26 protein-coding genes and 1 pseudogene are annotated in these 25,020 nt (G+C 64.0%); 16 read left to right on the top strand and 11 right to left on the bottom strand.

Annotated elements, in window-relative coordinates; all coding sequences use genetic code 11:
- Window positions 1-195, bottom strand: a complete 195-nt coding sequence (locus RX331_RS04555; protein ID WP_317255447.1) for a twin transmembrane helix small protein — start codon at window positions 193-195, stop codon at window positions 1-3.
- Between the two features lie 220 nt (window positions 196-415).
- Here RX331_RS04555 and RX331_RS04550 point away from each other — a divergent pair, with 220 nt between their 5' ends.
- Complete coding sequence (locus tag RX331_RS04550; RefSeq protein WP_410708248.1) at window positions 416-1,276, top strand: YihY/virulence factor BrkB family protein; 861 nt, start codon at window positions 416-418, stop codon at window positions 1,274-1,276.
- Here the strand turns inward: RX331_RS04550 and RX331_RS04545 are convergent.
- From RX331_RS04545 to RX331_RS04535, 4 genes are all read right to left on the bottom strand, one after another.
- Entirely contained in the window at window positions 1,200-2,330 is a 1,131-nt protein-coding gene (locus RX331_RS04545) for an ATP-binding protein (protein WP_410708121.1), read from the bottom strand. The two genes, RX331_RS04550 and RX331_RS04545, sit on opposite strands and share 77 nt — an antisense overlap.
- A 1-nt stretch (window position 2,331) precedes the next feature.
- Complete coding sequence (locus RX331_RS38670) at window positions 2,332-2,481, bottom strand: hypothetical protein (RefSeq protein ID WP_410708120.1); 150 nt, start codon at window positions 2,479-2,481, stop codon at window positions 2,332-2,334.
- A 70-nt stretch (window positions 2,482-2,551) separates the two neighbouring features.
- The gene (gene gluQRS / locus RX331_RS04540) at window positions 2,552-3,427 is read right to left on the bottom strand and encodes a tRNA glutamyl-Q(34) synthetase GluQRS (RefSeq protein ID WP_317255444.1); all 876 of its coding nucleotides are present in this window, start codon (window positions 3,425-3,427) and stop codon (window positions 2,552-2,554) included.
- Window positions 3,427-4,284: a nucleotidyltransferase domain-containing protein gene (locus RX331_RS04535; RefSeq protein WP_317255443.1), complete on the bottom strand. Its 858-nt coding sequence runs from the start codon at window positions 4,282-4,284 to the stop codon at window positions 3,427-3,429. Before RX331_RS04535 ends, gluQRS begins: the two co-directional genes overlap by 1 nt.
- 134 nt (window positions 4,285-4,418) lie before the next feature.
- Here RX331_RS04535 and RX331_RS04530 point away from each other — a divergent pair, with 134 nt between their 5' ends.
- Window positions 4,419-5,072 (top strand): DNA-3-methyladenine glycosylase 2 family protein, encoded by a 654-nt coding sequence (locus RX331_RS04530; RefSeq protein ID WP_317255442.1) that lies wholly within the window; start codon window positions 4,419-4,421, stop codon window positions 5,070-5,072.
- 144 nt (window positions 5,073-5,216) lie between these two features.
- Here RX331_RS04530 and RX331_RS04525 read toward each other — a convergent pair whose 3' ends face one another.
- Window positions 5,217-6,104, bottom strand: a complete 888-nt coding sequence (locus RX331_RS04525; protein ID WP_317255441.1) for a LysR family transcriptional regulator — start codon at window positions 6,102-6,104, stop codon at window positions 5,217-5,219.
- Between the two features lie 191 nt (window positions 6,105-6,295).
- Between RX331_RS04525 and RX331_RS04520 the strand changes: the two genes are divergently transcribed.
- Genes RX331_RS04520 through RX331_RS04510 form a run of 3 tightly spaced genes read left to right on the top strand, consistent with a single transcriptional unit; the run spans window position 6,296 to window position 10,078 of the window.
- A complete protein-coding gene (locus RX331_RS04520; RefSeq protein ID WP_317255440.1) occupies window positions 6,296-7,270 on the top strand; it encodes a nitronate monooxygenase family protein in 975 nt (324 codons plus the stop codon).
- A 60-nt stretch (window positions 7,271-7,330) separates the two neighbouring features.
- Window positions 7,331-8,518: an ABC transporter substrate-binding protein gene (locus tag RX331_RS04515; protein ID WP_317255439.1), complete on the top strand. Its 1,188-nt coding sequence runs from the start codon at window positions 7,331-7,333 to the stop codon at window positions 8,516-8,518.
- Window positions 8,519-8,545: 27 nt separating this feature from the next.
- Window positions 8,546-10,078 (top strand): acyl-CoA synthetase, encoded by a 1,533-nt coding sequence (locus RX331_RS04510; RefSeq protein WP_317255438.1) that lies wholly within the window; start codon window positions 8,546-8,548, stop codon window positions 10,076-10,078.
- Window positions 10,079-10,092: 14 nt separating this feature from the next.
- Here RX331_RS04510 and RX331_RS04505 read toward each other — a convergent pair whose 3' ends face one another.
- Window positions 10,093-10,293, bottom strand: a complete 201-nt coding sequence (locus tag RX331_RS04505; protein ID WP_317255437.1) for a hypothetical protein — start codon at window positions 10,291-10,293, stop codon at window positions 10,093-10,095.
- Here RX331_RS04505 and RX331_RS04500 point away from each other — a divergent pair.
- A pseudogene (locus RX331_RS04500) lies at window positions 10,292-10,614 on the top strand (DUF2855 family protein); the annotation flags it as partial. The gene RX331_RS04505 and the pseudogene RX331_RS04500 overlap by 2 nt on opposite strands.
- A 201-nt stretch (window positions 10,615-10,815) precedes the next feature.
- Complete coding sequence (locus RX331_RS04495) at window positions 10,816-12,576, top strand: NAD(P)/FAD-dependent oxidoreductase (RefSeq protein ID WP_317255436.1); 1,761 nt, start codon at window positions 10,816-10,818, stop codon at window positions 12,574-12,576.
- Between the two features lie 63 nt (window positions 12,577-12,639).
- Here the strand turns inward: RX331_RS04495 and RX331_RS04490 are convergent, their stop codons facing one another.
- A complete protein-coding gene (locus tag RX331_RS04490; RefSeq protein ID WP_317255435.1) occupies window positions 12,640-13,158 on the bottom strand; it encodes a DUF3280 domain-containing protein in 519 nt (172 codons plus the stop codon).
- 365 nt (window positions 13,159-13,523) lie between these two features.
- On the opposite strand from RX331_RS04490, the gene RX331_RS04485 reads away from it, so the two are divergent.
- Window positions 13,524-14,492, top strand: a complete 969-nt coding sequence (locus RX331_RS04485) for a peptidyl-alpha-hydroxyglycine alpha-amidating lyase family protein (RefSeq protein ID WP_317255434.1) — start codon at window positions 13,524-13,526, stop codon at window positions 14,490-14,492.
- On the opposite strand, the gene RX331_RS04480 is transcribed toward RX331_RS04485, so the two are convergent.
- Complete coding sequence (locus tag RX331_RS04480) at window positions 14,489-15,409, bottom strand: LysR family transcriptional regulator (RefSeq protein ID WP_317255433.1); 921 nt, start codon at window positions 15,407-15,409, stop codon at window positions 14,489-14,491. The genes RX331_RS04485 and RX331_RS04480 overlap by 4 nt on opposite strands.
- A 191-nt stretch (window positions 15,410-15,600) precedes the next feature.
- On the opposite strand from RX331_RS04480, the gene RX331_RS04475 reads away from it, so the two are divergent.
- From RX331_RS04475 to RX331_RS04440, 8 genes are all read left to right on the top strand, one after another.
- Window positions 15,601-16,026 (top strand): YybH family protein, encoded by a 426-nt coding sequence (locus RX331_RS04475; RefSeq protein WP_317255432.1) that lies wholly within the window; start codon window positions 15,601-15,603, stop codon window positions 16,024-16,026.
- A gap of 28 nt (window positions 16,027-16,054) precedes the next feature.
- Window positions 16,055-16,681 carry a LysE family translocator gene (locus tag RX331_RS04470; protein WP_317255431.1) on the top strand — a complete coding sequence of 209 codons (627 nt, stop codon included), beginning with the start codon at window positions 16,055-16,057 and terminating at the stop codon, window positions 16,679-16,681.
- A 237-nt stretch (window positions 16,682-16,918) separates the two neighbouring features.
- Window positions 16,919-17,476, top strand: a complete 558-nt coding sequence (locus tag RX331_RS04465; protein WP_317255430.1) for an HNH endonuclease — start codon at window positions 16,919-16,921, stop codon at window positions 17,474-17,476.
- A 118-nt stretch (window positions 17,477-17,594) separates the two neighbouring features.
- A complete protein-coding gene (locus RX331_RS04460; protein ID WP_317258015.1) occupies window positions 17,595-19,112 on the top strand; it encodes an AMP-binding protein in 1,518 nt (505 codons plus the stop codon).
- 161 nt (window positions 19,113-19,273) lie between these two features.
- On the top strand, window positions 19,274-20,245 hold the full coding sequence (locus tag RX331_RS04455; protein WP_317255429.1) for a S1C family serine protease: 972 nt from the start codon (window positions 19,274-19,276) through the stop codon (window positions 20,243-20,245).
- Window positions 20,246-20,307: 62 nt separating this feature from the next.
- The gene (locus RX331_RS04450; protein ID WP_317255428.1) at window positions 20,308-21,378 is read left to right on the top strand and encodes a phospholipase; all 1,071 of its coding nucleotides are present in this window, start codon (window positions 20,308-20,310) and stop codon (window positions 21,376-21,378) included.
- 52 nt (window positions 21,379-21,430) lie between these two features.
- Window positions 21,431-21,637 carry a hypothetical protein gene (locus RX331_RS04445; RefSeq protein WP_317255427.1) on the top strand — a complete coding sequence of 69 codons (207 nt, stop codon included), beginning with the start codon at window positions 21,431-21,433 and terminating at the stop codon, window positions 21,635-21,637.
- 277 nt (window positions 21,638-21,914) lie between these two features.
- Window positions 21,915-23,465: a winged helix-turn-helix domain-containing protein gene (locus RX331_RS04440; RefSeq protein WP_317258013.1), complete on the top strand. Its 1,551-nt coding sequence runs from the start codon at window positions 21,915-21,917 to the stop codon at window positions 23,463-23,465.
- A 25-nt stretch (window positions 23,466-23,490) separates the two neighbouring features.
- Here the strand turns inward: RX331_RS04440 and RX331_RS04435 are convergent, their stop codons facing one another.
- Both RX331_RS04435 and RX331_RS04430 read right to left on the bottom strand, forming a co-directional pair.
- Window positions 23,491-24,156, bottom strand: coding sequence for a DsbA family protein (locus tag RX331_RS04435; RefSeq protein ID WP_317255426.1), 666 nt, complete (start codon window positions 24,154-24,156; stop codon window positions 23,491-23,493).
- A gap of 31 nt (window positions 24,157-24,187) precedes the next feature.
- Entirely contained in the window at window positions 24,188-24,973 is a 786-nt protein-coding gene (locus tag RX331_RS04430; RefSeq protein WP_317258011.1) for a sulfite exporter TauE/SafE family protein, read from the bottom strand.
- Between the last annotated feature and the right edge of the window lie 47 nt (window positions 24,974-25,020).

Here is a 25,020-nt window from a genome sequence, read left to right as displayed (position 1 = left end):
TCACCTGCCCATCGCCCAGACCACCACCATGGTGATCACGATGGCGATGAACTGCAGCAATACCCGCAGCCGCATCAGATTCTGCGAGCGGCTTGGCGAGCCACCCCGCATCATGTTGACGAGGCCAAGCAGCAGCACGATAGCCACGGCCGCTACCGCGATGGGAAGAACGATCGAACTCAGAAAAGACGTCATCGGCGCTACATAACACTAGGAAGCACCGACTTCCACACGTTCACAATCCCTCGCACATCCCTTGCGCAACGGCTCGACGATCTGGCTTTTAAGCCAATAATATCAGATGCTAGCCCATGTTTACAGACGGCTTCTCAAGGCCCTGATGTTTCGACCTGAACCACCGTCACCATTATCGAGGTGAGATGTGAGGCTCATTCGCTTTGTCTACCTCGTGGTGATGGAGGCGTTCTATACGTTCCTCGCCGACGACGGCTGGGCGATCGCGAGCCACATCGCGCTATCGAGCTTGATGGCGTTGTTTCCTTTCCTGATCGTGCTGACGTCACTGGCCGGCTTTTTCGGCTCCAAGGAACTCGCCGACGGCGCTGTCGCGCTGCTCTTGCAGACCTGGCCGCAGCAGGTCGCGGACGCACTGTCGGGTGAAATCCACGACGTGCTGACCACGACGCGCGGCGACATCCTGACGGTCGGCGCAGTGCTGGCGGTCTATTTCGCCTCCAACGGCGTCGAGGCGCTGCGGGTCGCGCTGAACCGCGCCTATTCGGTGGTCGAGCCGCGGGCCTGGTACTGGCTGCGGCTGGAATCGATCGGCTATACGCTGGTCGCCGCCATCACGTCGCTCTTGATGGCGTTCCTGATCGTGCTCGGCCCGCTGATCCTGGAAACCGCGCGCCGCCACATTCCGTTCTTCGTCGAGAGCAACGAACGGGTCCTGTTTTTCGCGCGCTACGGCATCACCATCACGGCGATGATCGTGGCGCTGTTCGTGCTGCACGCCTGGCTACCCTGCGGGCGGCGAAGCTTCCTGCAGATCCTGCCCGGTATCGTCTTCACGATGGTGGCGTCGCTCATCTCGGGCATCGTGTTCGGCCAGTATCTGGCGCGCTTCGCCAGCAATTACGTGACGATGTATGCGGGGCTCGCCTCGGTCATCATCGCGCTGGTGTTCCTGTATTTCATCTCCGCGATCTTCGTCTATGGCGGCGAACTCAACGCGGCCATCATGAAGTCGCAGTTGCCGAAGGGGCTGTCGCTTCATGCAGCGCAGTCGCTAAAGCGCGGGGCGACACAGGCTTGACGAGAAAAATATCGGCGCCGGCGGCGCGCGAGGCCACCTCGTCCTCGCTTCGGCCGGATATGCCGATGATCGGAATGCCGCCGAGCGGCGCGTCCAACGCGCGAATGCGCCTGATCGCCTCGACGCCGTCGATGCCCGGCAAGACCATGTCCATCAGCACGGCGTCGAAGGCGCCGCTCGCGAGCCGTTCCGGCGCCGCCTCGCCCTGGCCGATGAACTCGGTCTGGTGGCCGAGCTCGGTCAGGATCGTGTTGAGCACGACCCGGCCGAACGGATTGTCCTCGACGCTGAGCAGGCGTAAGGAGCGCGGCAAACCGGCCGAGACCTCGCCATCGGCGCCCAATTCCGGCGCGTCCGGGCCCTGCGCGGGACACAGCAGGACATTGAGGGTAAAGGTGGCGCCGCCGTTGGGCCGCGGCTTTACGGTGATGTCGCCGCCCATGGCGCGCGCCAACTGCCTGACCGACGACAGTCCAAGCCCGGCGCCGCCGAAGCGCGATGCGATGGAGACATTGGCCTGCGAGAACGGCCGGAACAGCCGCTTGATCTCGGTCAGCGTGAGGCCGATGCCGCTGTCGGAGACCGCAAACGCCACACCGACCTTGCCCTTCGCGCCGCGGGCCGGCGTAACCTGCAGTTCCACGCTGCCCTGATCGGTGAACTTTATGGCATTGTCGATCAGGTTTTCCACCGCCGCGCGCAGGCGGACCGGATCGCCGACCAAGAAGGCTGGAAGCTTTTCGGAAATCGTAACCGACGATTGCAGCCCCTTGGCCGCCGCGCGCCCGGTCAGCGAATCACCGGCATTGCGGGCGAGCGTGCGCAGGTCGAAAAAATCCTGCCGCACGTCGAGTCCCGGTCCGCTGCTGCGCGCCGCGTCGACAAACAGCGTCGCAAGGCTCGCCAGATGTTCCGCACCCGCCTTGATGGTATCGACCCAGCGCCGTTCGCGCTCGCCGAGTTCGGAGGTCGCCAAGAGATTGCTGATCGCCAGGATGCCTGTGAGCGGCGTGCGCACCTCATGCGCAAAGGTGGCCAGCGCGGCCTCGACCATGTCAGGCGCTGAAACGGCAGACTTGCGCGCGGCGCGCGCCGTCGCCGAAGCGCTGGATACGCGCCTCTTCGCTCGCCGCTTCTTTGTTGGGCGTGTGACGCGCCGTGAACGCTTCGCCGCCATTGATCCCCTTCCGCTGCCGCGCCAGCATGACATGCGATGGCGGCCGGTGTCACGGAGTCGTTTTCGACAACTCCCAGTAGAATTACGGGATTGGTCGATTAGTCGGACAGGCCGACGAGCCGGCGAATTTCCGTAGGCGTGACGTCTTGCTTGCGCAGTTCACGTAAGCCCGTGGCCTTTGTCGATTTCGACAGCTTCTGTCCCGATGCATCCTCGACGAGCCGGTGGTGACGATAGGCCGGTTGCGGGATACCGAGCAGGTGCTGCAACAAGACGTGCACGCTGGTCGACCAGAACAGGTCCCTGCCCCGCACCACGTCGGTGACGCCCTGCAGGGCGTCGTCGATCACGACCGACAGATGGTAGCTGGTCGGCGTCTCCTTGCGCGCCAGAATGACATCGCCCCAAGGCTCGGGCCGCGCGCTCACCACGCCGGTCTCGCGATCAGGACCTTCGCCCCGCTCGTTCCAGGTCAAGTGATTCGCGCGCGCCAGGGCCGCCGCCATATCAAGCCGCAGCGCGTAGGGGACGCCCTGCCCGATCAGCCGGCTGCGCTCCTGCGCGGATAGCGATTTTGCGGCGCCCGGATAGAGCGGCGCCCCGTCGGGATCGCGCGGCCAGGGCGCGCCGGTCTCGCGCTCGGCGACCAGGCGGGCGATTTCCGCGCGGCTCTCAAAGCTCGGATAGACGAGACCCATGGCGGACAATTGTTCGACGGCGTCGCGGTAGCGCGCAAAATGCTCCGATTGCCGCCGCACCGGCGTTTCCCAGGAGATTCCGAGCCAGGCGAGGTCCTCATAGATCGCCGCCTCGAATTCCGGCCGGCACCGTGTGCCGTCGATATCCTCGATCCGCAGCAGGAACCGGCCGCCCGTTTGATGCGCGAGGTCGAAGTTCAATAGCGCCGAATAGGCATGGCCGAGATGGAGGTAGCCGTTCGGACTCGGGGCAAATCGGAAAACGGGTGGCGGCATCACGCAGGTCTCACCATAATCGGACTGCCCTTGTCCTCCCGCTCCAGGCGTTCGACGACCGCTCGGTAGAATCGCTCGGCCTGCGCGACGACCTCTTCGGGTGCCCGCGCGCGACCGCCCTCAAATAGTGCCCGTGCCAATTGAAATTCCGAATCAATAAAGCTCGAAACGGCAGGAGCCAGCGGAGCTGCGCCCAGTTCGCGCGTGACAAGCTTGCGGCTCATGAGGTCGGTAACCTCTTTGCTCAACTCCGCCGGCGGATCGCATTCCTCCATCAGTGTGGGAAAGTGCATCGGTGCGATGGCCTCGCGCGGCCGCATGCGCAGCCAGCGCAGGGTCGCCGCCGGACGCAAGGCATAGAAGATCTTCTTCTGCGCCACGTCCGTCCCATCGCCGAAATAGACTCGCCGCTGGCGTTCGCCAAGATGGAGGTAGTGGCGACCCATGGCTTCGCGGGTCGCGGCGTGCCGCGCGAACTCAAGGAAGCCATCGCGGAACCAGCCTTGCCCGCGATAGATGACGGGCGAGCGCAGCCACTCCACGATCACCGCATTACCCTTGAGCAGCAGCCGTAACGCTTTGCCAAGATCCCATCCATTTGCGTCAAGGTCGTCTTCGGGCGGGAACTCGATCACGTCTCGCGCAGGCCAGGGAGTGATATGCGCCGCAACGCGCCGCACGAAGATGAAGCGACAATCATAGTCGCTATCCGGCGAGGAAAAGCCCCATGCGCGGCTTCCGCTCTCGATCGCCAGCGGCAGGAATACGCCATACTCGTCGGCGATGCGGTCGAGCAGCGCATCGATAAGCGCGACCTTCTCGCCATCCATCTCGGGTGGGATGCTTCTCAAACTCATCTTTCCAGCTCAAACGCGGGCCATGACCTGTCCGCCGAGGCAGAAAGATATCGACAGCCGGGGATCGCAGACGGGTATTCGCAGACTGCACCAGGCAGATTACCATGTCTGGCCATCACCAAGAAGATTCTGCAATGACCGTCCACCTCAACAGCCAGTCCGACCTCGACGACGCCATCCATGCGCTGGTCAGGCAGGATACGCGGCTGAAGCCGATCCTCGAAGTGACGGGCATGCCGGCGCTGCGGCAGCGCGAGCCGGGATTTGCCGGGTTGGCGGCGATCGTGTGCGGCCAGCAGCTATCGACCGCCAGCGCCGGCGCGATCTGGGCGCGGCTCGTGGCGGCATTCGATCCGTTCGATCACCACGCGGTCGGCAAGGCGCGGACCGATCGTCTCGGGCGGCTGGGGCTGTCCGCCGCCAAGATCAAGACGCTGAAGCATATCGCGCGCGAGCTTGCCGCCGAGCGGCTGAATCTGGAGGTGCTGGCGGAAGAAGACGCGGATGCCGCGCACCATACGCTGACCGCGCTCCCCGGCATCGGCCCATGGACCGCTGACGTCTATCTGCTGTTCTGCCTCGGCCATGGCGACGCCTGGCCGGCCGGCGATATCGCCATACAGGAAGCGATCAAGGTCGGGCTCGGCCTGAAGGAGCGGCCGACGCCGAAGCAGATGACACCATTGGCCGAGCCCTGGCGGCCCTATCGCGGCGCCGCCGCGCATTTGTGGTGGAGCTATTATCGCGTCTTGAAGAAGCGCGAAGGCGTGCTGGCGAGCGAGGCTTGATCTTGTCCCGGACGCGGTGCGACACGAAGTGACGCGCCGCTGAGCCGGGACCCATCTCACCTTCTGGTTCGACCGCCGCTGGACCCCAGCTCAGCAGCGCATCACTTCCGTGATGCGCTGCGTCCGGGGAACGGAGACTTGCAATCACCCCCGCAGCCGTACCCGGTCCTCCCGCGCGGAAGTCGTGACGAAATCGATCACCGCGCGCACCGCGGGCAGATCGACGAGATCTGGATGCGCGAGCAGCCAAAGGTCGGCCACGCTGACGAGCTTTTGCGGGGCAACGCGCACGAGATCGGGATAGGCGGCGGCGACAAAGCAGGACAGCGTCGATATTCCCAGCCCAGCGCGCGCCGCGGCGAGCATGTCGCCTTGCGAGGAGCAGCGCATCACCACCTGCCCCTGCCGCGTAATGAAGTCGCTCCAGCGCGCGAGGCGCTCGTTCGACAAGCGATCGGCAAAGCCGATGACGCTGTGGCCCTTCCATCCGTCGCGCCGCTCGGGAAGGCGACGCCGCGCCGCATAGTCGCGCGAGGCGTAGAAGCCGGTGCCGAGGCGGCCGATCCTGCGGCCGATCAGGTTCTCCTCGCCGCTGTCGACCGGGCGCAACACCACGTCGGCCTCGCGGCGGCGCACGCTCGCCGGATACGGATGGGTAATGATCTCGAGCTGAATTTGGTCGTGGCTCCGCAGGAACGGCCCGAGCCGCGGCATCAGCCAGTGCGAGGCGAGCGTCGCCCCGATCGACAATTTGACGACGCCCCGTGCCTGCGCGCCGGTAGCGGAGACCGCGGCTTCGGCGCGCAGGGCGGCGGCCGCCATCGCATCGACATGCTCGCGAAATTTCTGTCCGTGCGAAGTCAGGGAAAGACCTTCATTGGACCGGGCGAACAGGGGAATGCCGAGTTGGCCTTCGAGTTCGGCCATCTTGCGCCCGACCGTCGGATGGCTGGAGCGCAAGCGGCGCGCGGCCGCCGCGAAGCTGCGGGTTTCCGCGACCGCCACGAAGGTCTTGCACAGGTCCCAGTCCATCGCGTCCCCTCTCCGGCTCTGTTCATTCCTGATTGACCACCTGTTCAATATTGAACGGCCGGGGTGCGCCGTCCAGCCTATAATGCATCCAACAAGCAGCGTGCGGCCAGCGGCTCCGCCCCGGCCCGACGCTTTCAAATCAGCATCAACAGACGCGCCCGGCCGCGCCGGAGTTGCAAGGGAGAGACCGAATGCCGCTACCCGTTTCGCTTGCCGACAAGCTCGAGCTGCCCGTGGTCGGATCGCCTTTGTTCATCGTCTCCGGGCCTGAGCTCGTCATCGCCCAGTGCAAGGCCGGCATCGTCGGCTCATTCCCGGCGCTGAACGCCCGCCCGGTGGAAAAGCTCGACGAATGGCTGACGAGGATCGAGAACGAGCTCGGCGAATACCAGGCGCAGAATCCGAACAAGAAGGTCGCGCCCTACGCGGTCAACCAGATCTGCCATTCCTCCAACGATCGGCTGATGAAGGACATGGAGACCTGCGTGAAGCACAAGGTTCCCGTTATCATCACCTCGCTGCGGCCGCCGATCGAAGTCGTCGAAGCCGCGCATTCCTACGGCGGCGTGGTCTTCCATGACGTGATCAACGTCAAACATGCCCGCAAGGCCGCCGAGCACGGCGTCGACGGGCTGATCCTGGTCTGCGCCGGCGCCGGCGGCCATGCCGGCACGCTGTCGCCGTTCGCGCTGCTGCGCGAGGTCAAGCAATGGTTCAAGGGCACCGTGCTGCTGTCGGGCGCGATCTCCGACGGCTGGGGCATTGCGTCGGCGCTCGCGCTCGGCGCCGACATGGCCTACATGGGCACCCGCTTCATCGCGACCGCGGAGGCCAATGCCGACCCGGCCTACAAGGCCGCCCTGGTCGAACACGCCGCGCACGACATCGTCTATTCCAACCTGTTCACCGGCGTGCATGGCAATTACCTCGGCCCTTCGATCGTCGCCGCCGGCCTCGATCCCGCCAATCTGCCGCAAAGCGACAAGTCGAAGATGAATTTCGGCTCCGGCGGCAACACCAAGGCCAAGGCGTGGCGCGACATCTGGGGCTCGGGGCAAGGCATCGGCCAGATCGCCGATGCGCCTCCCGTCGCCGAACTGGTGGAACGCCTGAAGGCCGAGTTCGCGGAGGCCGGCAGAGACTTTCTCCGGCGGGCGAGCGCGTAACGTTTCGCGCATCGCCGGTGCCAACGACAAACAACAAAACAAGACAAAGGGACGAAACCAATGAGGCTGTCACGGGCCATCCTGGCCGTTGCGTTCGCTTTGCTCGGCAGCGCCACAGCGCTCGCCGAGGGCGAGAAGGACGAAATCCGGATCGGGCAGACGCTGCCCTATAGCGGCCCGGCTTCCGGCTTCGGCATCATCGGCCGGGCGCAAGAGGCCTATTTCGAGAAGATCAACGCGGAGGGCGGCATCAACGGCCGCAAGATCAAGTTCATCAGCCTCGACGACGCCTATTCGCCGCCGAAGACGGTAGAGCAGACGCGCAAGCTGGTCGAGCAGGAGGAAGTCCTCCTGATGTTCGGCTCGCTCGGCACCGCCACCAACAACGCCGTGCATCGCTACCTCAACAACAAGAAGGTGCCGCAGCTCTTCGTGCTGAGCGGCGCGACCAAATGGGCCGATCCGAAGAATTTCCCATGGACCATGCCCGGCATGGCCGCCTACCAGTCCGAAGGCGTGGTCTATGCCAAGCACATCCTGCGGACCAAGCCCGATGCCAGGATCGCCATTCTCTCGCAGAACGACGATTTCGGCCGCGACTATGTCGCCGGTTTCAAGCGCGCCCTCGGTGACAAGGCCGCCAGCATGATCGTATCAGAGGCGAGCTATGAGACCACGGCGCCGACCATCTCATCGCAGCTTGCGACGCTGAAAGCGTCGGGTGCCAACGTCCTGTTCGGCGTCGTGCTCGGCAAGTTCACCTCGCAGATGATCAAGGGTGTCGCCGAGATCAACTGGAAGCCGGACTTGCTGTTCGTGCCGACCTCGGCCTCCTCGATCTCGTTCCTGGAGCCAGCCGGCCTCGACAATGCCGTCGGACTGATCTCGTCCTCCAACCAGAAGGACACGCTGGATGCGCAATGGGCCAATGACGAGGGTGTGAAGGAATACTTCGCCTTCATGAAGCAGTATCTGCCCAATGCAGACCTCTCCAATTCGAACTACGCGGCCGGCTATCACTACGCCAACCTGATGGTGAAGGTGCTGACCGCCTGCAACGGCGACTTCAGCCGCGCTAACATCATGAAGCAGGCCGCGTCGCTGCGCGAGGTGCCGCTGCCGCTATTGCTGCCGGGCATCACGGTTACGACCGATTCGGAGGATTACCTGCCGTTCCAGCAATTGCGGCTGCGCCGCTTCGACGGCAGAAGCTGGGTCGGCTTCGGCGAGATTCTGGACGACCGCTAGTTGGCGGGCGCGACCAAGGAGGACGAATTGACATCGATCATCGGCAGCGACCGCCAGATCAGCTATCCCGAGATCCATGCCCGCATCGCGCGGGCGGCCGCCGGCTTCAAGGCGCTTGGCGTCAATGGCGGCATGCCCGTCGGCATGATGCTGCGCAACGATTTTGCGTTCTTCGAAGTATCGGCCGGCGCGGCAGCGCTGGGCAGTCCGGTGGTGCCGATAAACTGGCACCTGAAGGCCGAGGAGGTCGCCTATATCCTCGCCGACAGCGGCGCGAAGATTTTGGTGTGTCACGCCGACCTGCTGCCGCAGATCAACGACGGCCTGCCCGCCGATATCAGAGTTCTGGTGGTGGCAACGCCGCCAGAAATCGCCGCGGCGTTCAACGTGCCTGCGGCGCTGACGCAAGTGCCTGAGAACATGACCGATTGGGACCGCTGGCGCGACAGCCATGCGCCCCTGGCCGGGCCCCCGATCGGCAGCGCGCCGATGTTCTATACGTCGGGCACGACGGGCGCGCCTAAGGGCGTGCGCCGCAAGCCGATGACGCCGGATCAGCAGGCGGCCTCGGCCCGCGTCGGCGGCATCGCCTATGGCGTCAAGCCGAACGAGGACCAGGTCATCCTGATGAACGGGCCGATGTATCATTCGGCGCCGAATTCCTACGGCATGCTGGCGTTTCGCAGCGGCTGCACCATCGTGCTCGAGCCGCGCTTCGACCCCGAGGACATGCTGCAGCTGATCGAACGCCACCGCGTCACCCACATGCACATGGTGCCGACGATGTTCGTGCGTCTGCTGCGGCTCCCCGATGAAATCAAGCGGCGCTACGACCTTTCGTCGCTGCGCTTCATCGTACATGGCGCGGCGCCCTGCCCGCCCGAGGTCAAGCGCGCCATGATCGAGTGGTGGGGTCCGGTCATCAACGAATATTTCGGCTCGACCGAAACCGGCATTCCGATCTGGCATTCAGCCAAGGAGGCGCTGGCAAAACCCGGCACCGTCGGCCGCGCCATCGAAGGCGGCGTCGTGAAAATCTTCCGCCCCGACGGTACGCTGTGCGATGTCGGCGAGCCCGGCGAAATCTTCATGCGGCAAATGTCGGTGCCGGATTTTGACTATCACGGCAAGGCCGAGGCGCGCGCGGAGGCTGGCCGCGACGGCCTCGTCAGCGTCGGCGATGTCGGCTATCTCGACCAGGACGGCTATCTCTTCCTGTGCGATCGCAAGCGGGACATGGTGATCTCGGGCGGCGTCAACATCTATCCGGCGGAGATCGAGAACGCCTTGATCGGCATGGACGGCGTGCGCGACTGCGCGGTGTTCGGCGTGCCCGACGACGAGTTCGGTGAGCGGCTGTTCGCCTGCATCGAGCCGGAGGCGGATGCGGCGCTATCCCCAGCCGCCGTGCGGGAATTCTTGCGCGCCAAGCTGGCGAACTTCAAGGTGCCCAGGGACATCCAGTTCATGGACGCGATGCCGCGCGAAGCCACCGGCAAGATCTTCAAGCGCAAGCTGCGGGATCTGTATGCCGAGGGCGTGCTGCGGGCGATGGCGTGAAGGACCGGCCTCCCTCACCCCGTCATTGCGAGCGAAGCGAAGCAATCCATAGCACCACAAGCGGATAGATGGATTGCTTCGTCGCTGCGCTTCTCGCAATGACCGAGGAGGCATTTCGACAAGATTCCAAACACCGTTTTAAACATCATCGCTGTTGCAAAACGGTCATCGGTCGGCGCAAAGATTGCTGCGTGAAACGCGGGGATCAAAGTCATGCAAGCCACCGACTTCATCGTCGCCCGCAATGACTGCAGCAATGCAAGCTAATTGAAACGCCGCTCCCCGACGCCGCCGCGCTGCCCGATGATGCGCTGCTGGTGAAGGTCACGCGCTTCGCCTTCACCGCCAACAACATCAACTATGCGGTGCTCGGCGAGCATCTGAAATACTGGCAGCTCTTTCCGGCTCCCGAAGGCTTCGGCAACGTCCCGGTGCGGGGACTTGGCGAGGTGATCGCCTCGAAGCATCCGGGAATTGCCGCGGGCGAGACCCTGTTCGGCTACTTCCCGATGGCGACGCATCTCGTGATCGAGGCGACCCGCCACACCGCCAAGGCCTCGCGGCGGTTCAGCGCGACTATCTCGATACCCTGAATGGCCGCGTCCCGCCGGAAGGGGCTTATCCTGTCGTTATCGGAATGGGCGGCATCCCCTCACGCCCTTTCTGCGCCGCGACGAATGGGTATAGGCTCCGATCAAGGAAAACGCCGCGCAGACGGCCAGTGACGGGAAGCGCCCATGCTCGACAGGACGGACGACAGTTCGGTTGCCGCAGACACCTGGCTTGCGCAGTTCGAGGAAGCGCTGGCTAAGGCCGATGACGCGCTGCTGCATCAGCTGTTCCATCCCGATAGCTACTGGCGGGACGTGCTGGCGCTGAGCTGGAAGCTCCAGACGCTCAACGGCCGGGACGCCATTCTGAAGGCGCTGCCGCCGCTCGCCCTCGAGATGACGCCCAGCGGCTTTGCCATCGCGCCTGGCCGCGCCGCACCGCGCAAGGTGATGCGCGCCGGCACAAATGCGATCGAGGCCATCTTCAATTTCGAGACCAGGATCGGACGCGGCAACGGCATCCTCCGCCTCATCCCGGACGAAGACGACGGCAATCGTCTGAAGGCCTGGACGCTGCTGACCGAGCTCGTCGAACTCAAGGGTTTTGAGGAACAGCTCGGCGTCAACCGACCGCGCGGCAACGCTTATTCGCGCGATTTTCGCGGGCCGAACTGGCTCGACCTGCGCAAGGCTTCAGCCCAATATGCCGACCACGATCCGACCGTGCTCGTCATCGGCGGCGGACAGTCCGGGCTTTCGATCGCGGCGCGCCTGAAGCAGCTCAACGTCGACACCCTGATCGTCGACCGCGAAAAGCGCATCGGCGACAATTGGCGCAAGCGCTACCACGCGCTGACGCTGCACAATCAAGTGCAGGTCAACCATCTGCCCTACCTGCACTTCCCGCCGAACTGGCCGACCTATATTCCAAAGGACAAGCTCGCCAATTGGTTCGAGGCCTATGTCGAGGCGATGGAGCTGAATTTTTGGACCGAGACCGAGTTCGAGGGCGGCGCGTATGACGAGGAGGAAGGCCGCTGGACAGTGACGCTGCGCCGCGCCGGCGGCAACAAGCGCGTCATGCATCCACGCCACGTGGTGCTGGCGACCGGCGTCAGCGGCATTCCGAACGTGCCTGACATTCCCGGCCTGAAGGAATTTGCCGGCGAAGTGATGCACTCCAGCCAATATGACGACGGAGAGAATTGGAAAGGCAAGCGCGCCATCGTGATCGGCACCGGCAATAGCGGCCATGATATCGCGCAGGATCTGCACTCCAGCGGCGCTGAGGTCACGCTGTTCCAGCGCTCATCGACGCTGGTGGTCAGCATCGAGCCCTCGGCGCAACTGGTCTACGCGCCCTATAATGAGGGCACGCTGGAGGATAACGATCTGATCGCGGTCTCGATGCCGCTGAAGCTGGCGCGCAGGAGCCATGCGCTGACGGGAGAGAAATCAAAGGCGCTCGACAAGGAGCTGCTCGAGGGCCTGGAGCGCGTCGGCTTCAAGCTCGACTACGGCGAGGACAATACCGGCTGGCAGTTCAAATATCTCACCCGCGGCGGCGGCTATTATTTCAACGTCGGCTGCTCCGACCTGATCATCAAGGGCGCCATCGCGCTCAAGCAGTTTTCCGATCTCGACACGTTCACGGCCAATGGCGCCAGGATGAAGGACGGCAAGACCATCAAGGCCGACCTTGTGGTGCTGGCGACCGGCTACCGCCGCCAGGAGGAGCTGGTGCGAAAGCTGTTCGGTGACGCCGTGGAGAAACGCGTCGGCACGATCTGGGGCTTTGGCGAGGCGCAGGAGCTGCGCAACATGTATACCCGCACCGGCCAGGCGGGCCTCTGGCTGATCGCCGGTGGCCTCGCGCAATGCCGCATCGGCTCCAAGCACCTAGCGCTGCAGATCAAGGCGATCGAGGAAGGCCTGCTGCCGCGCTGACCCACTCATCGTGGTGTAGTCTGATCGGCTTTCCCATCGCATTGGTTGCTTCGGCGGTGCCCTTCATTGCCCGAGCAGGCGGCGTTCGATCAGCCAGCGCGCGCCCCGGCTCCAGGCCACGTTGGCGCCCATGCGCAGGTCGGTCTGCTTGACGTCGAGCAGCTTGCCGGAGTTGGCGTCGCGGATCTTGTACGTCACCGCGTATTCGGTCCTCGTGACGCGCGTGACTATTCCCAGCATCGATCGGTCGGCGCCGAGGTCGGCGGCAATTTTGGCGTCGCAGCCATCGCAATCGTGCAGCTTGCCCGCCTTCGCTGCCGGCTCGTTCGCGGCGCTGACATCGACGAGCTGGTAGCGTCCGGATTCCACGATCAGCCGTCGCGCCTCTTCCGTCGCAAGCCGCAATTGCTCACGATCGATCTCATCGGGCTGAACGTAGGCCGCTCCGGCGCTGAAATCCTCGAGCTCGAATGGAAAGACGGCGATCTTGACCGGAGGCGGCGCAGCCGTTTGGGCGGTTGCGGCCGCCAGCGACGCTGCAAACAAGAATCCCGGAACGTGAAGGAAGGCGGTGTAGCGCATGACAGCACCTTCGAACTGCTGATGTCGCATTTGCTGAGCCGCGCCGCCGATTCGCAGCGGCGCAACAGACCACGGCCGTGAAGCAGCAAGCTTGAGCAAGCTGCCGTCGCCACGTCGTCCCGGCAGGGGCCGGCGCGCCTATCAACCTTGACATTTTTTCTTTGCCATTGACAACTAAAAGTGACGTTCATGTTGATATGCGTCGAAAATCATGAGACGCGTCAGGATCTCGAGGTGGGTGGGGCTGCTGGCGGCCGTCCGCAGCCGGCCATGCATAAAAGCACCTCGTGCCCTAGCCTGACCTCTGCAACACTCGCCTGACAAGGTGACTGAACCAACCCAGTCATCGTATCGGGGAGGTTTCCATGGCGGTCATTCTCGGCTCGGGCGAGCACCGTTACCGTGTGGTCGAAAACTGGGCGAAGCTGCCGGACGGCTGGCGCCTGACCGACGTCGCCTCCGTCGCCGTCGACAGCAAGGACCGCATCTACGTCTTCAACCGCGGCGACCACCCGATGGTGGTGCTGGACCGCGGGGGCAATTTCATCAAGAGCTGGGGCGAAGGCCTGTTTAATCGCGCGCACGGCCTGCACATCGACGCCGATGACAATCTCTATTGCACCGACGACGGCGACCACACGGTTCGCAAGTGCACAACCGACGGCAAGGTGCTGCTGACCATCGGCATCCCGAACAAGCCGGCGCCGTTCATGAGCGGCGAGCCGTTTCACCGCTGCACCCACACCGCGCTGTCGCCGAAGGGCGAGATTTACGTCTCCGACGGCTACGGCAATGCCTGCGTCCATAAATTTTCGCCTGACGGAAAGCTGCTGAAGAGCTGGGGCGAGCCCGGCACCGATCCCGGCCAGTTCAACATCGTGCACAATATCGCGACCGATGCCGATGGCTGGGTCTATGTCGCTGACCGCGAGAACCACCGCGTGCAGGTATTCGACGGCAACGGCAAATACGAGACGCAATGGAATTTCCTGCACCGGCCCTGCGCGCTGTGTTGCTGCGGCGGCAAAGCGCCGACTTTCGTCGTCGGCGAACTCGGCCCCGGCATGGCCGTCAACCGCGAGGTGCCCAATCTCGGCCCGCGGCTTTCGATCGTCGATGCCAAGGGTAAGCGCATCGCGCGCCTCGGCGGCGAGAACGGCCCGGGGCTCGAAGCCGGCAAATTCCTCGCGCCCCACGGCATCGCACTGGATTCCAAAGGCGACATCTATATCGGCGAAGTCGGCGTCACCGACTGGAAGACCAGCTTTCCTGATACGCCGATGCCGCCGGGAGTCGCCGTCAACCGCTGCCTGCAGAAATTGGAGAAGATCTAGGTTCGCAACGTCAGCCGTACCCCGCTGAACAGACTGTGCTCGCGGGCAAGGCCCTCGCCGACGAGATCGAAGAACGCGCGGACCCGCGCGGTCCGTTTGAGGTCGGCGTGGGTGACGATCCACAATTCACCAGCGAGATCCGGCACCGGATCCGGCAGCGCACGGACGAGGCCGGGCTCTTCGTCGCCGAGATAGCAGGGCAGCAGCGCCAGGCCGATGCCGGCCCTGGCGGCAGTGAACTGGTTGACGAGGCTGTTGGTCCGGTAAACGAAGGCATCATCCGGCACGGTGCGATTGAGCCAGTTCGCGGCCATGATGCCGGCGGTGGTATCTTCCCATCCGATCACCCCATGGCGGCCGAGATGTTCGATTGACGGCACGGTTTCGCCTCGCTCGTCGAGATAGCCGACGGCGCCATAGACCGCCCACGCGACGTCGGCGAGCTTGCGGCCCCAGAGATCGCCCTCCTTCGGCCGCATCGGGCGCAGCGCGATATCCGCCTCGCGGCGCGACAGGCTGAGCACGCGATTGTCGATGACGAGCTCGACGATGATGCCGGAATGGGTCTGCCGGAATTTTGCGAGATGGCTGGTCAGCTTGCGATAGGCAAGCGTTTCCGAAGAGGTGACGCGCAAGCGCCCGGAGAGACGGTGGTCGCGTCCGGCAATGTCGCGGTCGATCGCGAGCGCCTCATCCTCCATGCGCTCCGCCGCAGCCGCCATCCGCTCGCCCGCCAGCGTCGCCTGATAGGCGCCGCCGGGCAGCCGTTCGAACAGGCGAACGCCGAGCCGCGCTTCCAACGCATTCAACCGCCGGAACGCCGTCGAATGGTCGATGTCGAGCGCCTTGGCGGCGCCGGTGAGGCTGCTTGCCCGATGCACCGCCAATACGAGTTGAGGCTCGTTCCAGTCTTCCATCGCCTCAGAACTATGGCGCCCTTGCAGTTTCGCAAGTGACGCTGGCGCAATTCCAACGTGCTTTCCGCATCGCCAAACATTATTTGCAGCCTCAGGCAGGCGATGAGGAACGTGGACGAGGCTTCAACCGAAGCACCAAGTCATCTTCTCATCGCCACGATTGATCCATCCTCAACATGGGAGTCCGAGACATGGGCGCACCATCTCCGGAACTTTGCAATCTTTGGCTGGCACGCGCCTTCAACGCGCAGGACGTCGACGCCGCGGCTGCGATGTACCACCCCGACGCCTCCATCGTTCAAGTCGACGAAGTCCATGGGGGCAGCACCGTGGCGCGCGGCGCCGACGGCATCCGCAAGACGATGGCGGCCTATGTCGGGTTGAAGCCGCATATGGATGTCGTGACCCATCACACGACCGTCTCCGGCGATTTCGCGATGACGCGATCGCAGTGGTTGATCAAGGGCACCGACGCGCAGGGCAAGCCGACCGAGGTGCATCACCACGGCATGGAGGTTCATCGCCGGCTGCCCGACGGCAGCTGGGTGTTTTTCATGGATCATCCCTTCGGTGCCGATCCGAGCTGGGCGGTCGACGCGCCGCCACACACCGAGTAACAGTTCGCGTACACGACCCGGAGAACCAATGCAGGAACTAGCATCGCTCGCCAGCATCGTCGCCGCACTCAGCATCGGGGTGATCAGCCCCGGCCCGAGCTTTGTGATGGTGGCCCGCGTGGCCGTCGCATCGAGCAGGGTCCGGGGGCTTGCCACGGCGCTAGGCATGGGCGCGCGCGGCGCCATCTTCGGCGCGGTGGCGTTGCTCGGGCTGCAGAGCATTCTTCTCGCTGTGCCGGCGCTCTATGCCGCCGTCAGGGTGCTTGGCGGCCTCTATCTTTGCTACCTGGGCTTTCTGATCTTCCGATCCGCACGGCAGCCGCTTGCGATGGCTGCGGCCGGCGGCGAGGCACGGCCCTCCCGTGCCTTCTGGCTTGGCCTCACCACGCAGCTGAGCAACCCCAAGGCGGCCATCATCAATGCCAGCGTATTCGCCGCCCTGCTCCCCGCTTCGTTTTCACCGGGATTCGCCGCCGCGTTGCTTACGGCGGTGTTTTGCGTGGAAACTGCCTGGTACGCGCTCGTCGCCTTTGTCTTCTCCTCGGCCGGGCCGCAACGGGCCTATCTGTCGTACAAGTCCTGGGGCGATCGAGCGGCCGGCATCGTGATGTTCGGCCTCGGCCTGAAGCTCGTAACGAGCGCCGCCAAACCGTAGACGCCGCCGCGCGACAATGCCGGCTCTGACGCCTGTGGCGCCCTATCACGAGGGATTGACCGCGAATGCCTATCTTGGCGAGCCGCGGAACCAGAGCGCATTTCAGGGCCATATCGGCCGTACGCGCGTTCCCACTGCTGGATAAGCCCCGGAACGCTCTTCACAATCCCGTCACGCTGCCTGTAGTATGCAGGGCGCATGCTGCTTCGCAGCTAACATGGGGGTCAGGAGCGTTACTTGAACGCACATGTCTCGCAGGGCGGTTGGCCGGTACTGGTGCTGAACGCGGACTTCCGGCCGCTGAGCTACTACCCGCTGTCTCTCTGGTCGTGGCAGGACGCGATCAAGGCGGTGTTTCTCGATCGCGTCAACATCGTCGAGCATTACGACCGGGCGGTGCACAGCCCGAGCTTCGAAATGCAGCTTCCGAGCGTGGTGTCGCTCAAATCCTTCGTCAAGCCGACCACGCACCCGGCCTTCACCCGCTTCAACGTCTTCCTGCGCGATCGCTTCGTCTGCCAGTATTGCCATGCGCATGACGACCTCACCTTCGACCACATCATCCCGCGCAGCAAGGGTGGCCAGACCACTTGGGAAAATGTCGTCGCCGCCTGCTCGCCGTGCAATCTGAAGAAGGGCAACCTGACGCCGCAGCAGGCGAAGATGTTTCCGCGGCAGGCGCCGTATGCGCCGACGGTGCATCAACTGCACCGCAATGGGCGGCTGTTTCCGCCGAACTATCTGCACGATAGCTGGCTCGATTATCTGTACTGGGACACCGAGCTCGATCCGTAAGCGCGTCTGCCCTACTTGACTCGCAATAGCCCCCGTTGATGAAGTGCCTGATGCGGCGGTGAACCGCCCCCCCCAAAAGCACAAGGGCGGTCTCAACACGCCGATCAACGGAACGCCCATGCTGATCCCCATCGCCGACGTGCCACGCTGGTATGCCGAACGGAAGCCGAAGGACGCCATCGCGGTCAGTCACGGGACAGATGCCATCACCTGGGAGCAGCTTGAGCGCAACGCCAACCGGCGCGCCCGCGCCTTCGCCGCCAAGGGCGTCAAGCCGGGCGATTTCGTCGCCATCGGGCTTCCCAACAGCAATGTTTTTTTCGAAAACACCTTTGCGGTATGGAAATGCGGCGCGACGCCGACCTCGCTGACCTGGCGGCTGCCGCGTGGCGAGGCAGCCGCCGTGCTCGATATTCTGAGGCCATCGCTGGTGGTCGGCGGCCAGGCGGACTGGAACGCGCCGAATTCGCTGCCGGCCGACTTCGTGCCCGAGGGCTTCTCGGATGAAGCCGTGACAAATCCGGTGCCCCGCTACTGGAAGGCCATGACCAGCGGCGGTTCGACCGGTCGGCCGAAGGTGATCCTCGATCATATGCCGGCGGTGATAGATACGGCGGCGCCATCTCCGCTCGGGATTCCGCAGAACGCCTCGCTGCTCAACCCGGGGCCGCTCTACCACAATGCGCCCTTCATCGTGTCGCATACCGCGCTCTTCAACGGCGGCCGCGTTACCGGCCTCGTCAAGTTCGACGCCGAGGAGACGCTGCGGTTGATCGAGAAGAACCGGGTGCAATGGGTCAACTTCGTGCCGACGATGATGCACCGCATCTGGGCGCTGCCCGACGAAGTGCGCAACGCCTACGACCTGTCGAGCCTGCAGATCGTGTTTCACATGGCTGCGCCCATGCCACCATGGCTGAAGGAGAAATGGATTGAGTGGCTGGGCCCGGAGCGGATCTACGAGCTCTATGGTGGCACCGAGCGGCAGGGCGCCACCATCATCTCCGGCACCGAATGGCTGACGCACAAGGGTTCGGTCGGCAAGATCGGCGAGACCTGCCGCTTGAGGATCATCGGCGAGGACGGCAACGAGGTCGCGCCCGGCGAGACCGGCGAGATCTATTTCCTGCCCAATGACGGCGCTGGCTCGACCTATCACTATCTCGGCGCCGAGCCGAAGCGCCGCGCCGATGGCTGGGAATCGCTCGGCGATATCGGCCGGCTCGATGCGGAAGGTTATCTCTATCTCGGCGACCGCCTCGCCGACATGATCCTGCGCGGCGGCGCCAACATTTACCCGGCCGAGGTCGAAGCCGCGGTGACAGAACATCCCGACGTGCGCTCCTGTGTCGTCGTCGGCCTGCCCGACGCCGAATTCGGCCAGCGCGTGCATGCCATCATCGAACTGGATGGGAACACCGATGCACAGGCCGTCGCCGACGGAATGGGAACGTTCCTGGCCGACCGGCTCAGCCGCTACAAGCACCCCGAGAGTTTCGAGGCCGTTCATGCCAGCCTGCGCGACGATTCCGGCAAGGTTCGCCGCACCCTGCTGCGCGACGAACGCGCAATCTGGCTGAAGGAGAACCGCAAATTCCGGATCATGCCGGCCCGCGCGCGGGCGGGCGTGGAATGATTCTCAATTACGGGGAACATTCGCAAATCCGTCCTCTTATGAGTCGCGCGCCGGCTCATTTTGCGCAACACTTTCAAGATGGCCGTTTGCAGCATAGATTGTCGTGAGTTCGCCGCGCTGTCCTTACCGGAAAGGCGCACCGGTTCGCCAGGAGACCTTCCATGGCCGCTTTGACCGAATGGAGAGTGCCGCCCGCCAACCAGCCGCGCCCGGGCGATTACGCGTTCGACCTCGACAAGACCCTGTCGTCGGTGGTCGGCCTGCACTCGATCATTCCGCCTGACGCCCACAGTGCGGAAACGCTCGGCACCGAACGCGCCGGCAACGGCGTCGTGATCGACAACGGACTGGTGCTGACCATCGGCTATCTGATCACCGAGGCCGAAGCCGTCTGGCTGCATCGCGGCGACGGCCGCGTCGTGGAAGGCCACGCGCTCGGCTTCGATTTCGAATCCGGCTTCGGCCTGGTGCAGGCGCTTGGCGACCTCGATCTCGATCCGCTGCCACTCGGCTCTTCGACCGCTGCCGCGGTCGGCGACCGCGTGGTGGTCGGCGGCGCCGGCGGCCGCACGCGCTCGGTCGCCAGCCAGATCGCGGCCAGGCAGGAATTCGCCGGCTATTGGGAATACCTCCTTGATGAAGCGATTTTCACCCATCCCGCGCATCCAAATTGGGGCGGCACCGGGCTGATCTCGAGCCGCGGCGAACTGATCGGCATCGGCTCGCTGCAGCTCGAACGCGAGCGCGACGGCAAGGCCGAGCACGTCAACATGATCGTACCGATCGACCTGTTGAAGCCCGTGCTCGACGACATCAGGAAATTCGGCCGCGTCAACAAACCGGCGCGGCCCTGGCTCGGCATGTACACCACCGAAATCGACAACCGCGTCGTGGTGGTCGGCATCGCCGGCAAGGGACCAGCCGCACGGGCCGAACTGAAGACCGGTGACGTCATACTCGCCGTCGACGGCGACAAGGTCACCAGCCAGACCGGCTTCTATCGCAAGCTCTGGTCGCTCGGGCATGCCGGCGTCGACGTGCCGCTCACGGTCTACCACGAAGGCCTCACCTTCGATGTCGTGCTGGCCTCGACCGACCGCGCCAAGCTCTTGAAGGCGCCAAGGTTGCACTGAACAAAGGCTGCACTGAGCCGAGACCGCACTGAATAGATTGCATTGAACGCAGAGAGTGCCCAATGAGCGAGGCCGTGGTGGACGACATCGTGGCCGTGCTGCCGCCGCTGCTGCAGTCGCTGGAGGCGCTCAGCTTCGTCGCGCGCTACCTCAACCCGCCGGATTTCGATCGTGTGATGCAGGCCGCCGGCCAGCCGGACGAAGCGCTGCGCGCGGTCCGGCCGAGGCTCGAGCAGTGGCCGGAGAAATTCACGGACATCAAAGCTGCACTGGAGACGGCGAGCGACGCGGCGCTGACCGCGTTCGCAGGATTACGCCTCGTGCAGAACGGCAATGGCGATTTCGTCAGCCTGTTTCGCGCATTGCGTTACGCGCCGCGTGCGCAGGAGGCGCTGTATCCGCTGGCAACCAGGCTGCCGCCGGTGAACGACTTCTTTGTCGATCCGGCGCTGCGCAAAGATACCGATCTCGCCGCGAAGCTCGCGGCGCCGGCAGGCGAAAACACCGGCATCTTTCATGAGCGCAACGAGCCCGGCAGCCGCGGCGGCTTTTCGCTCTATGTGCCGGAATATTATACGCGCGAGCGCGCATGGCCATTGGTGATGGCGCTGCACGGGGGCAGCGGCAACGGCCGCGGCTTCCTGTGGAGCTGGCTGCGCGACGCCCGCAGCCGCGGCGCAATCCTGGTCGCGCCGACCGCCACCGGCCCGACCTGGGCGTTGATGGGCGAGGATACCGATACGCCGAACCTGATGCGTATCCTGGAATCGGTGAGGGCGCGCTGGAACGTCGATTCCGGACGGATGCTGCTGACTGGGATGAGCGACGGCGGAACGTTCTGCTACGTCACCGGGCTCGATGGTGCCTCGCCCTTCACCCACCTTGCCCCGGTGGCCGCGACGTTTCATCCGCTGATGGCCGAGATGGCCGATGCCGACCGGCTGCGCGGCCTGCCCGTTCATATCGTGCATGGCCGGCTCGACTGGATGTTCCCGGTACAGGTGGCGCGGCAGACGGCCCAAGCGCTCACGGCGGCCGGCGCCAGCGTCATCTACCGCGAACTCGACGACCTCAGCCACACCTATCCGCGCGAGATGAACGCGGAAATGCTGGCGTGGCTGCGCGGCGGTTGACGCGGAACCATCCTCCAGGCACGACGTTATCAGGCGCAACGGAGGAACCGTCATGCAGACGTTTGTCGGGATGATTTTGGGTGCGCTGCTGTTGGTTTGCGGCGTCTATGTCTACGATTCCATGCAGACGTCGAGTGTGGCGAACGGCCAGGTCGCGCAAGCCAACCGTACCATCGTCAACTGGGACGTGGCGAAGGCCGATTGGGACAAGCTGAAGACGCGCGCCCATGAGGACTGGGTGAAGATTTCGTCGCGGTAATCTGCGAGCAATAACTGGAGAAGACGCCCGCCGGGCGTCTTCTTCTTTGGGTGTTGTAAGTCACGATCGGACGCCACGCGGATCGGTCGAGGGCAGCATGGGCCGTATTCACGGCGATCTCTCCTAAATGCATCTCCACCCGGCAAGGGTGCCCGGATGGAGGCCGGCGCGCTTGACATCCGGCTTACATTTTCCTTACCGGGGGCCTATTCTTTGAGGTGTTGCTCGCAGTGCCGGAGCCTTCGAAGGCCACAAGGGGAATGGCAACTTGCGGTACGTGTTCGAGGATTTTTCATTCGACACAGACCGGCGCGAGCTGTGTCGCGGGGCGGAAGTCGTAAGCGTTACGCCACAGGTTTTCGATCTGCTCGACTATCTGATCCGTCACAGGGAGCGCGTCGTCAGCAAGGACGACCTCATCAACGCCGTTTGGAATGGGCGCTCCGTGTCCGATGCGGCCATCACGACGCGCCTGAACGCCACGCGTGGCGTGATCGGCGATTCCGGCCAGGAACAACGCCTTATCAAGACGTTGCCGCGCAAGGGCTTCCGGTTTATCGGAGCGGTGCAGGAGCTGGATGGGCTGGAATCGCCAGCTACCGCCGACGCGGCCGCGGAAACGCCGCAAGCGGCCTTGCCCCTCCCCGACCGGCCCTCGATTGCAGTATTGCCGTTCCAGAACATGAGCGGCGATCTCGACCGAGACTATTTCGCTGATGGCGTCGTAGATGACATCATCACCGCGCTCTCCCGCTTCAAATTTCTGTTCGTCATCGCACGTAATTCGAGCTTTACGTACAAGTGCCGGGCCGTCGACATCAAGCAGGTCGGCCGCGAACTCGGTGTCCGCTACATTCTGGAAGGCAGTGTCCGGAAGGTCGCCGAACGGGTTCGCATCGCCGGTCAATTGATCGACGCAAGCACCGGTGCGCATGTATGGGCAGATCGTTTTGAGGGAGATCTCGGCGACGTTTTTGCGCTTCAGGACGAAATAACAACGAATGTCATCGCCGCCATTCGGCCGAAACTGCTGGAAGCCGAAATCGAACATGCGGTGCGCCGGCCGAATGATCTCAGCGCATACGACCTCTACTTGCGGGCAATGCCGCCCTATTACTCAATGACCGCCGAGGGGGCCGCGGAAGCCATCCGATTGCTCGAGCGCGCCTTGAAGATTGACCCGAGATACAGCGTTGCGGCCTCACTGGCCATCACCTGTCATATCTTGAAGCTCATCCACGGGTGGTCCGCTGATCCGCAAGCGGAGGTCGGCAAGGTGATGCGGCTTTCCCAATTGGTGCTCAGCATCGACGAAAACGACCCGGAGACCCTGTCTGCCGTCGGGTTTGCAAAGGCTTACGTCAGCGGCGATTTCGCCGCTGCAATAGAGATGGTCGATCGGGCGGTCGCGCTCAATCCCAGTTCATCGATCGCCTGGAGCTATCGCGGCATCACTTCCCTTGTGGTCGGGCGCAATGAAGACGCGGTACAGAGCCTGGAACGCGCCATACGGCTGAGCCCGCTGGATCCGATGCTCTACACGCTGCAGGCGTTCATGGCGGTTGCGTTCATTAACCTCCGCCGCTTCGATGATGCGGTGGCCGCGGCCGAGAAGGCGCTCCACCACAAGGAAAATTTCATGCTGATCCATCGCTGCCTTGTGGCCGCGCTCGCGCATCTGGGCCGAGATCCGGAAGCCAAGCAAGCAGCCGCGCGGCTGCTTGAGCACGAGCCGGATTTTCGTATTTCGGTTTGGGCCGGCCGCGTGCGTCGGTGGCCTGTCGAGCTGCTCGCCGACGGCCTGCGCAAGGCAGGCCTTCCCGCATAATCCTTTCTCTTCAGCAGAAGCCGAACTAGTTGGCCTTCTTCGCCTTGCGCGCGTCGGCGATCACCGTCTCGAATTCCGCCATCGTCAGGATGCCCGGCACGCGGAATTTGCCGACGATGAAGGACGGCGTTCCCTTGAATCCGAAAGCGATCGCCTGATCGTGGTTGCGGGCGAGGATTTTATCGATCGCATTGGCATTGGCCGCGGCATCGCGGTTCAGGCGGTCCATGTCGAGGCCGGCGCCTGCCAATAGTTCGCGAACGCGCGGCTCGGTCAGTTTCGAGCTGACGCCGATCAGGGCCTCATGCGCGGCCATGTACTTGTCCTGATACTTCGCCGCCAGCGCCATCCGCGCCGCGAATTTCGAGACCTCACCGAGGATCGGCCAGTCCTTCAGCACCAGGCGAACCTTGCCGTCGTCCTGCACCACTTGCTGGATCTCGGGCGCGACCTTGCGGCAATAGGGGCAGTTGTAATCGAACCATTCGACGATGTTGATGTCGCCGTCGAGATTGCCGGTCGCGGGCACGTCGGGATCGCGCAGCACCAGCGCCTCGGTCAGCACGTCGTCGACACGCTGCGCAAGGGCCGGTCGCGAGGTGAGCAAGGCCGCACCCGCGCCGAGCAGGCCAAGCGCCTGGCGCCGTGTATGCACCGGGCTGATTCCGGCCGGATGGTTCGTTCGCTTCATCTTTGTCTCGCGAAAGGCTGCATCCCCATTCTTACGGATGGGATGGGGATATGTTACGCGCCAGCATATAGAGCGCTACAGCAATAATAACCACGGCGAACACGATATTGAGCGCGCCGCGGCGTTCGGCCAGATGCCGCGCCGAACGCGTGCCGGCCAATCCGCCGGCGATGCCGCCCGCCACGAACAGTCCCGCCAGCGCCCAGGACACCAGCCCGGACCAGGCGTAGCTGGCGGCCGTAGTCAGGCCGAAGGCGGTGACGGCGACCAGCGAGGACGACACCGCGTTCAGGATCGGCATGCCGGTTGCCAGCATCAGGGCCGGCACGATCAGAAAGCCGCCGCCGATGCCGAAGAATCCCGACACCGTTCCGGTCACAAGCCCGAGGCCAACGATCGCCGGCATGTTCGACATCGAGGCTTTGACGTCAGTGAGTCCGATGCGCGAGCGCGTCTTCAGCATCAACAGCGCGATCACGATCATGACCAGCGCGAACAGCGCCAGCAGCCTCTGGCCGTCCATCATCTTGCCGAGGATCGAGCCACCGAAGGCCCCGAGCATGCCGGAGACGGCAAAGATCAGCGCACAGGACCAGATCACGGTGCCGCCGCGCGCATGGTTGGAGAGGTTGACCGCCGCGTTGGCGGCAACGGCGATCGCGCTGGTGCCGATCGCGACATGGGGCTCCGCCACGCCGACCACATAGACCATCAGCGGCACCGCCAGGATCGAGCCGCCGCCGCCGACGAGGCCAAGCGAGAACCCGACCAGCGCCCCCGACGCCAGTCCCAGCACGCCCTGCGCTGTCGTGATGATCAAGTTGAAAGACTCTGCTGCACGGCGCGACCATAGAATGATTTTTC

It is taken from the genome of Bradyrhizobium sp. BWA-3-5, from assembly GCF_032917985.1.
Lineage (GTDB): Bacteria > Pseudomonadota > Alphaproteobacteria > Rhizobiales > Xanthobacteraceae > Bradyrhizobium.
Note: the sequence above shows the minus strand (reverse complement) of the source record. Positions and strands in the feature narration are given on the sequence as shown.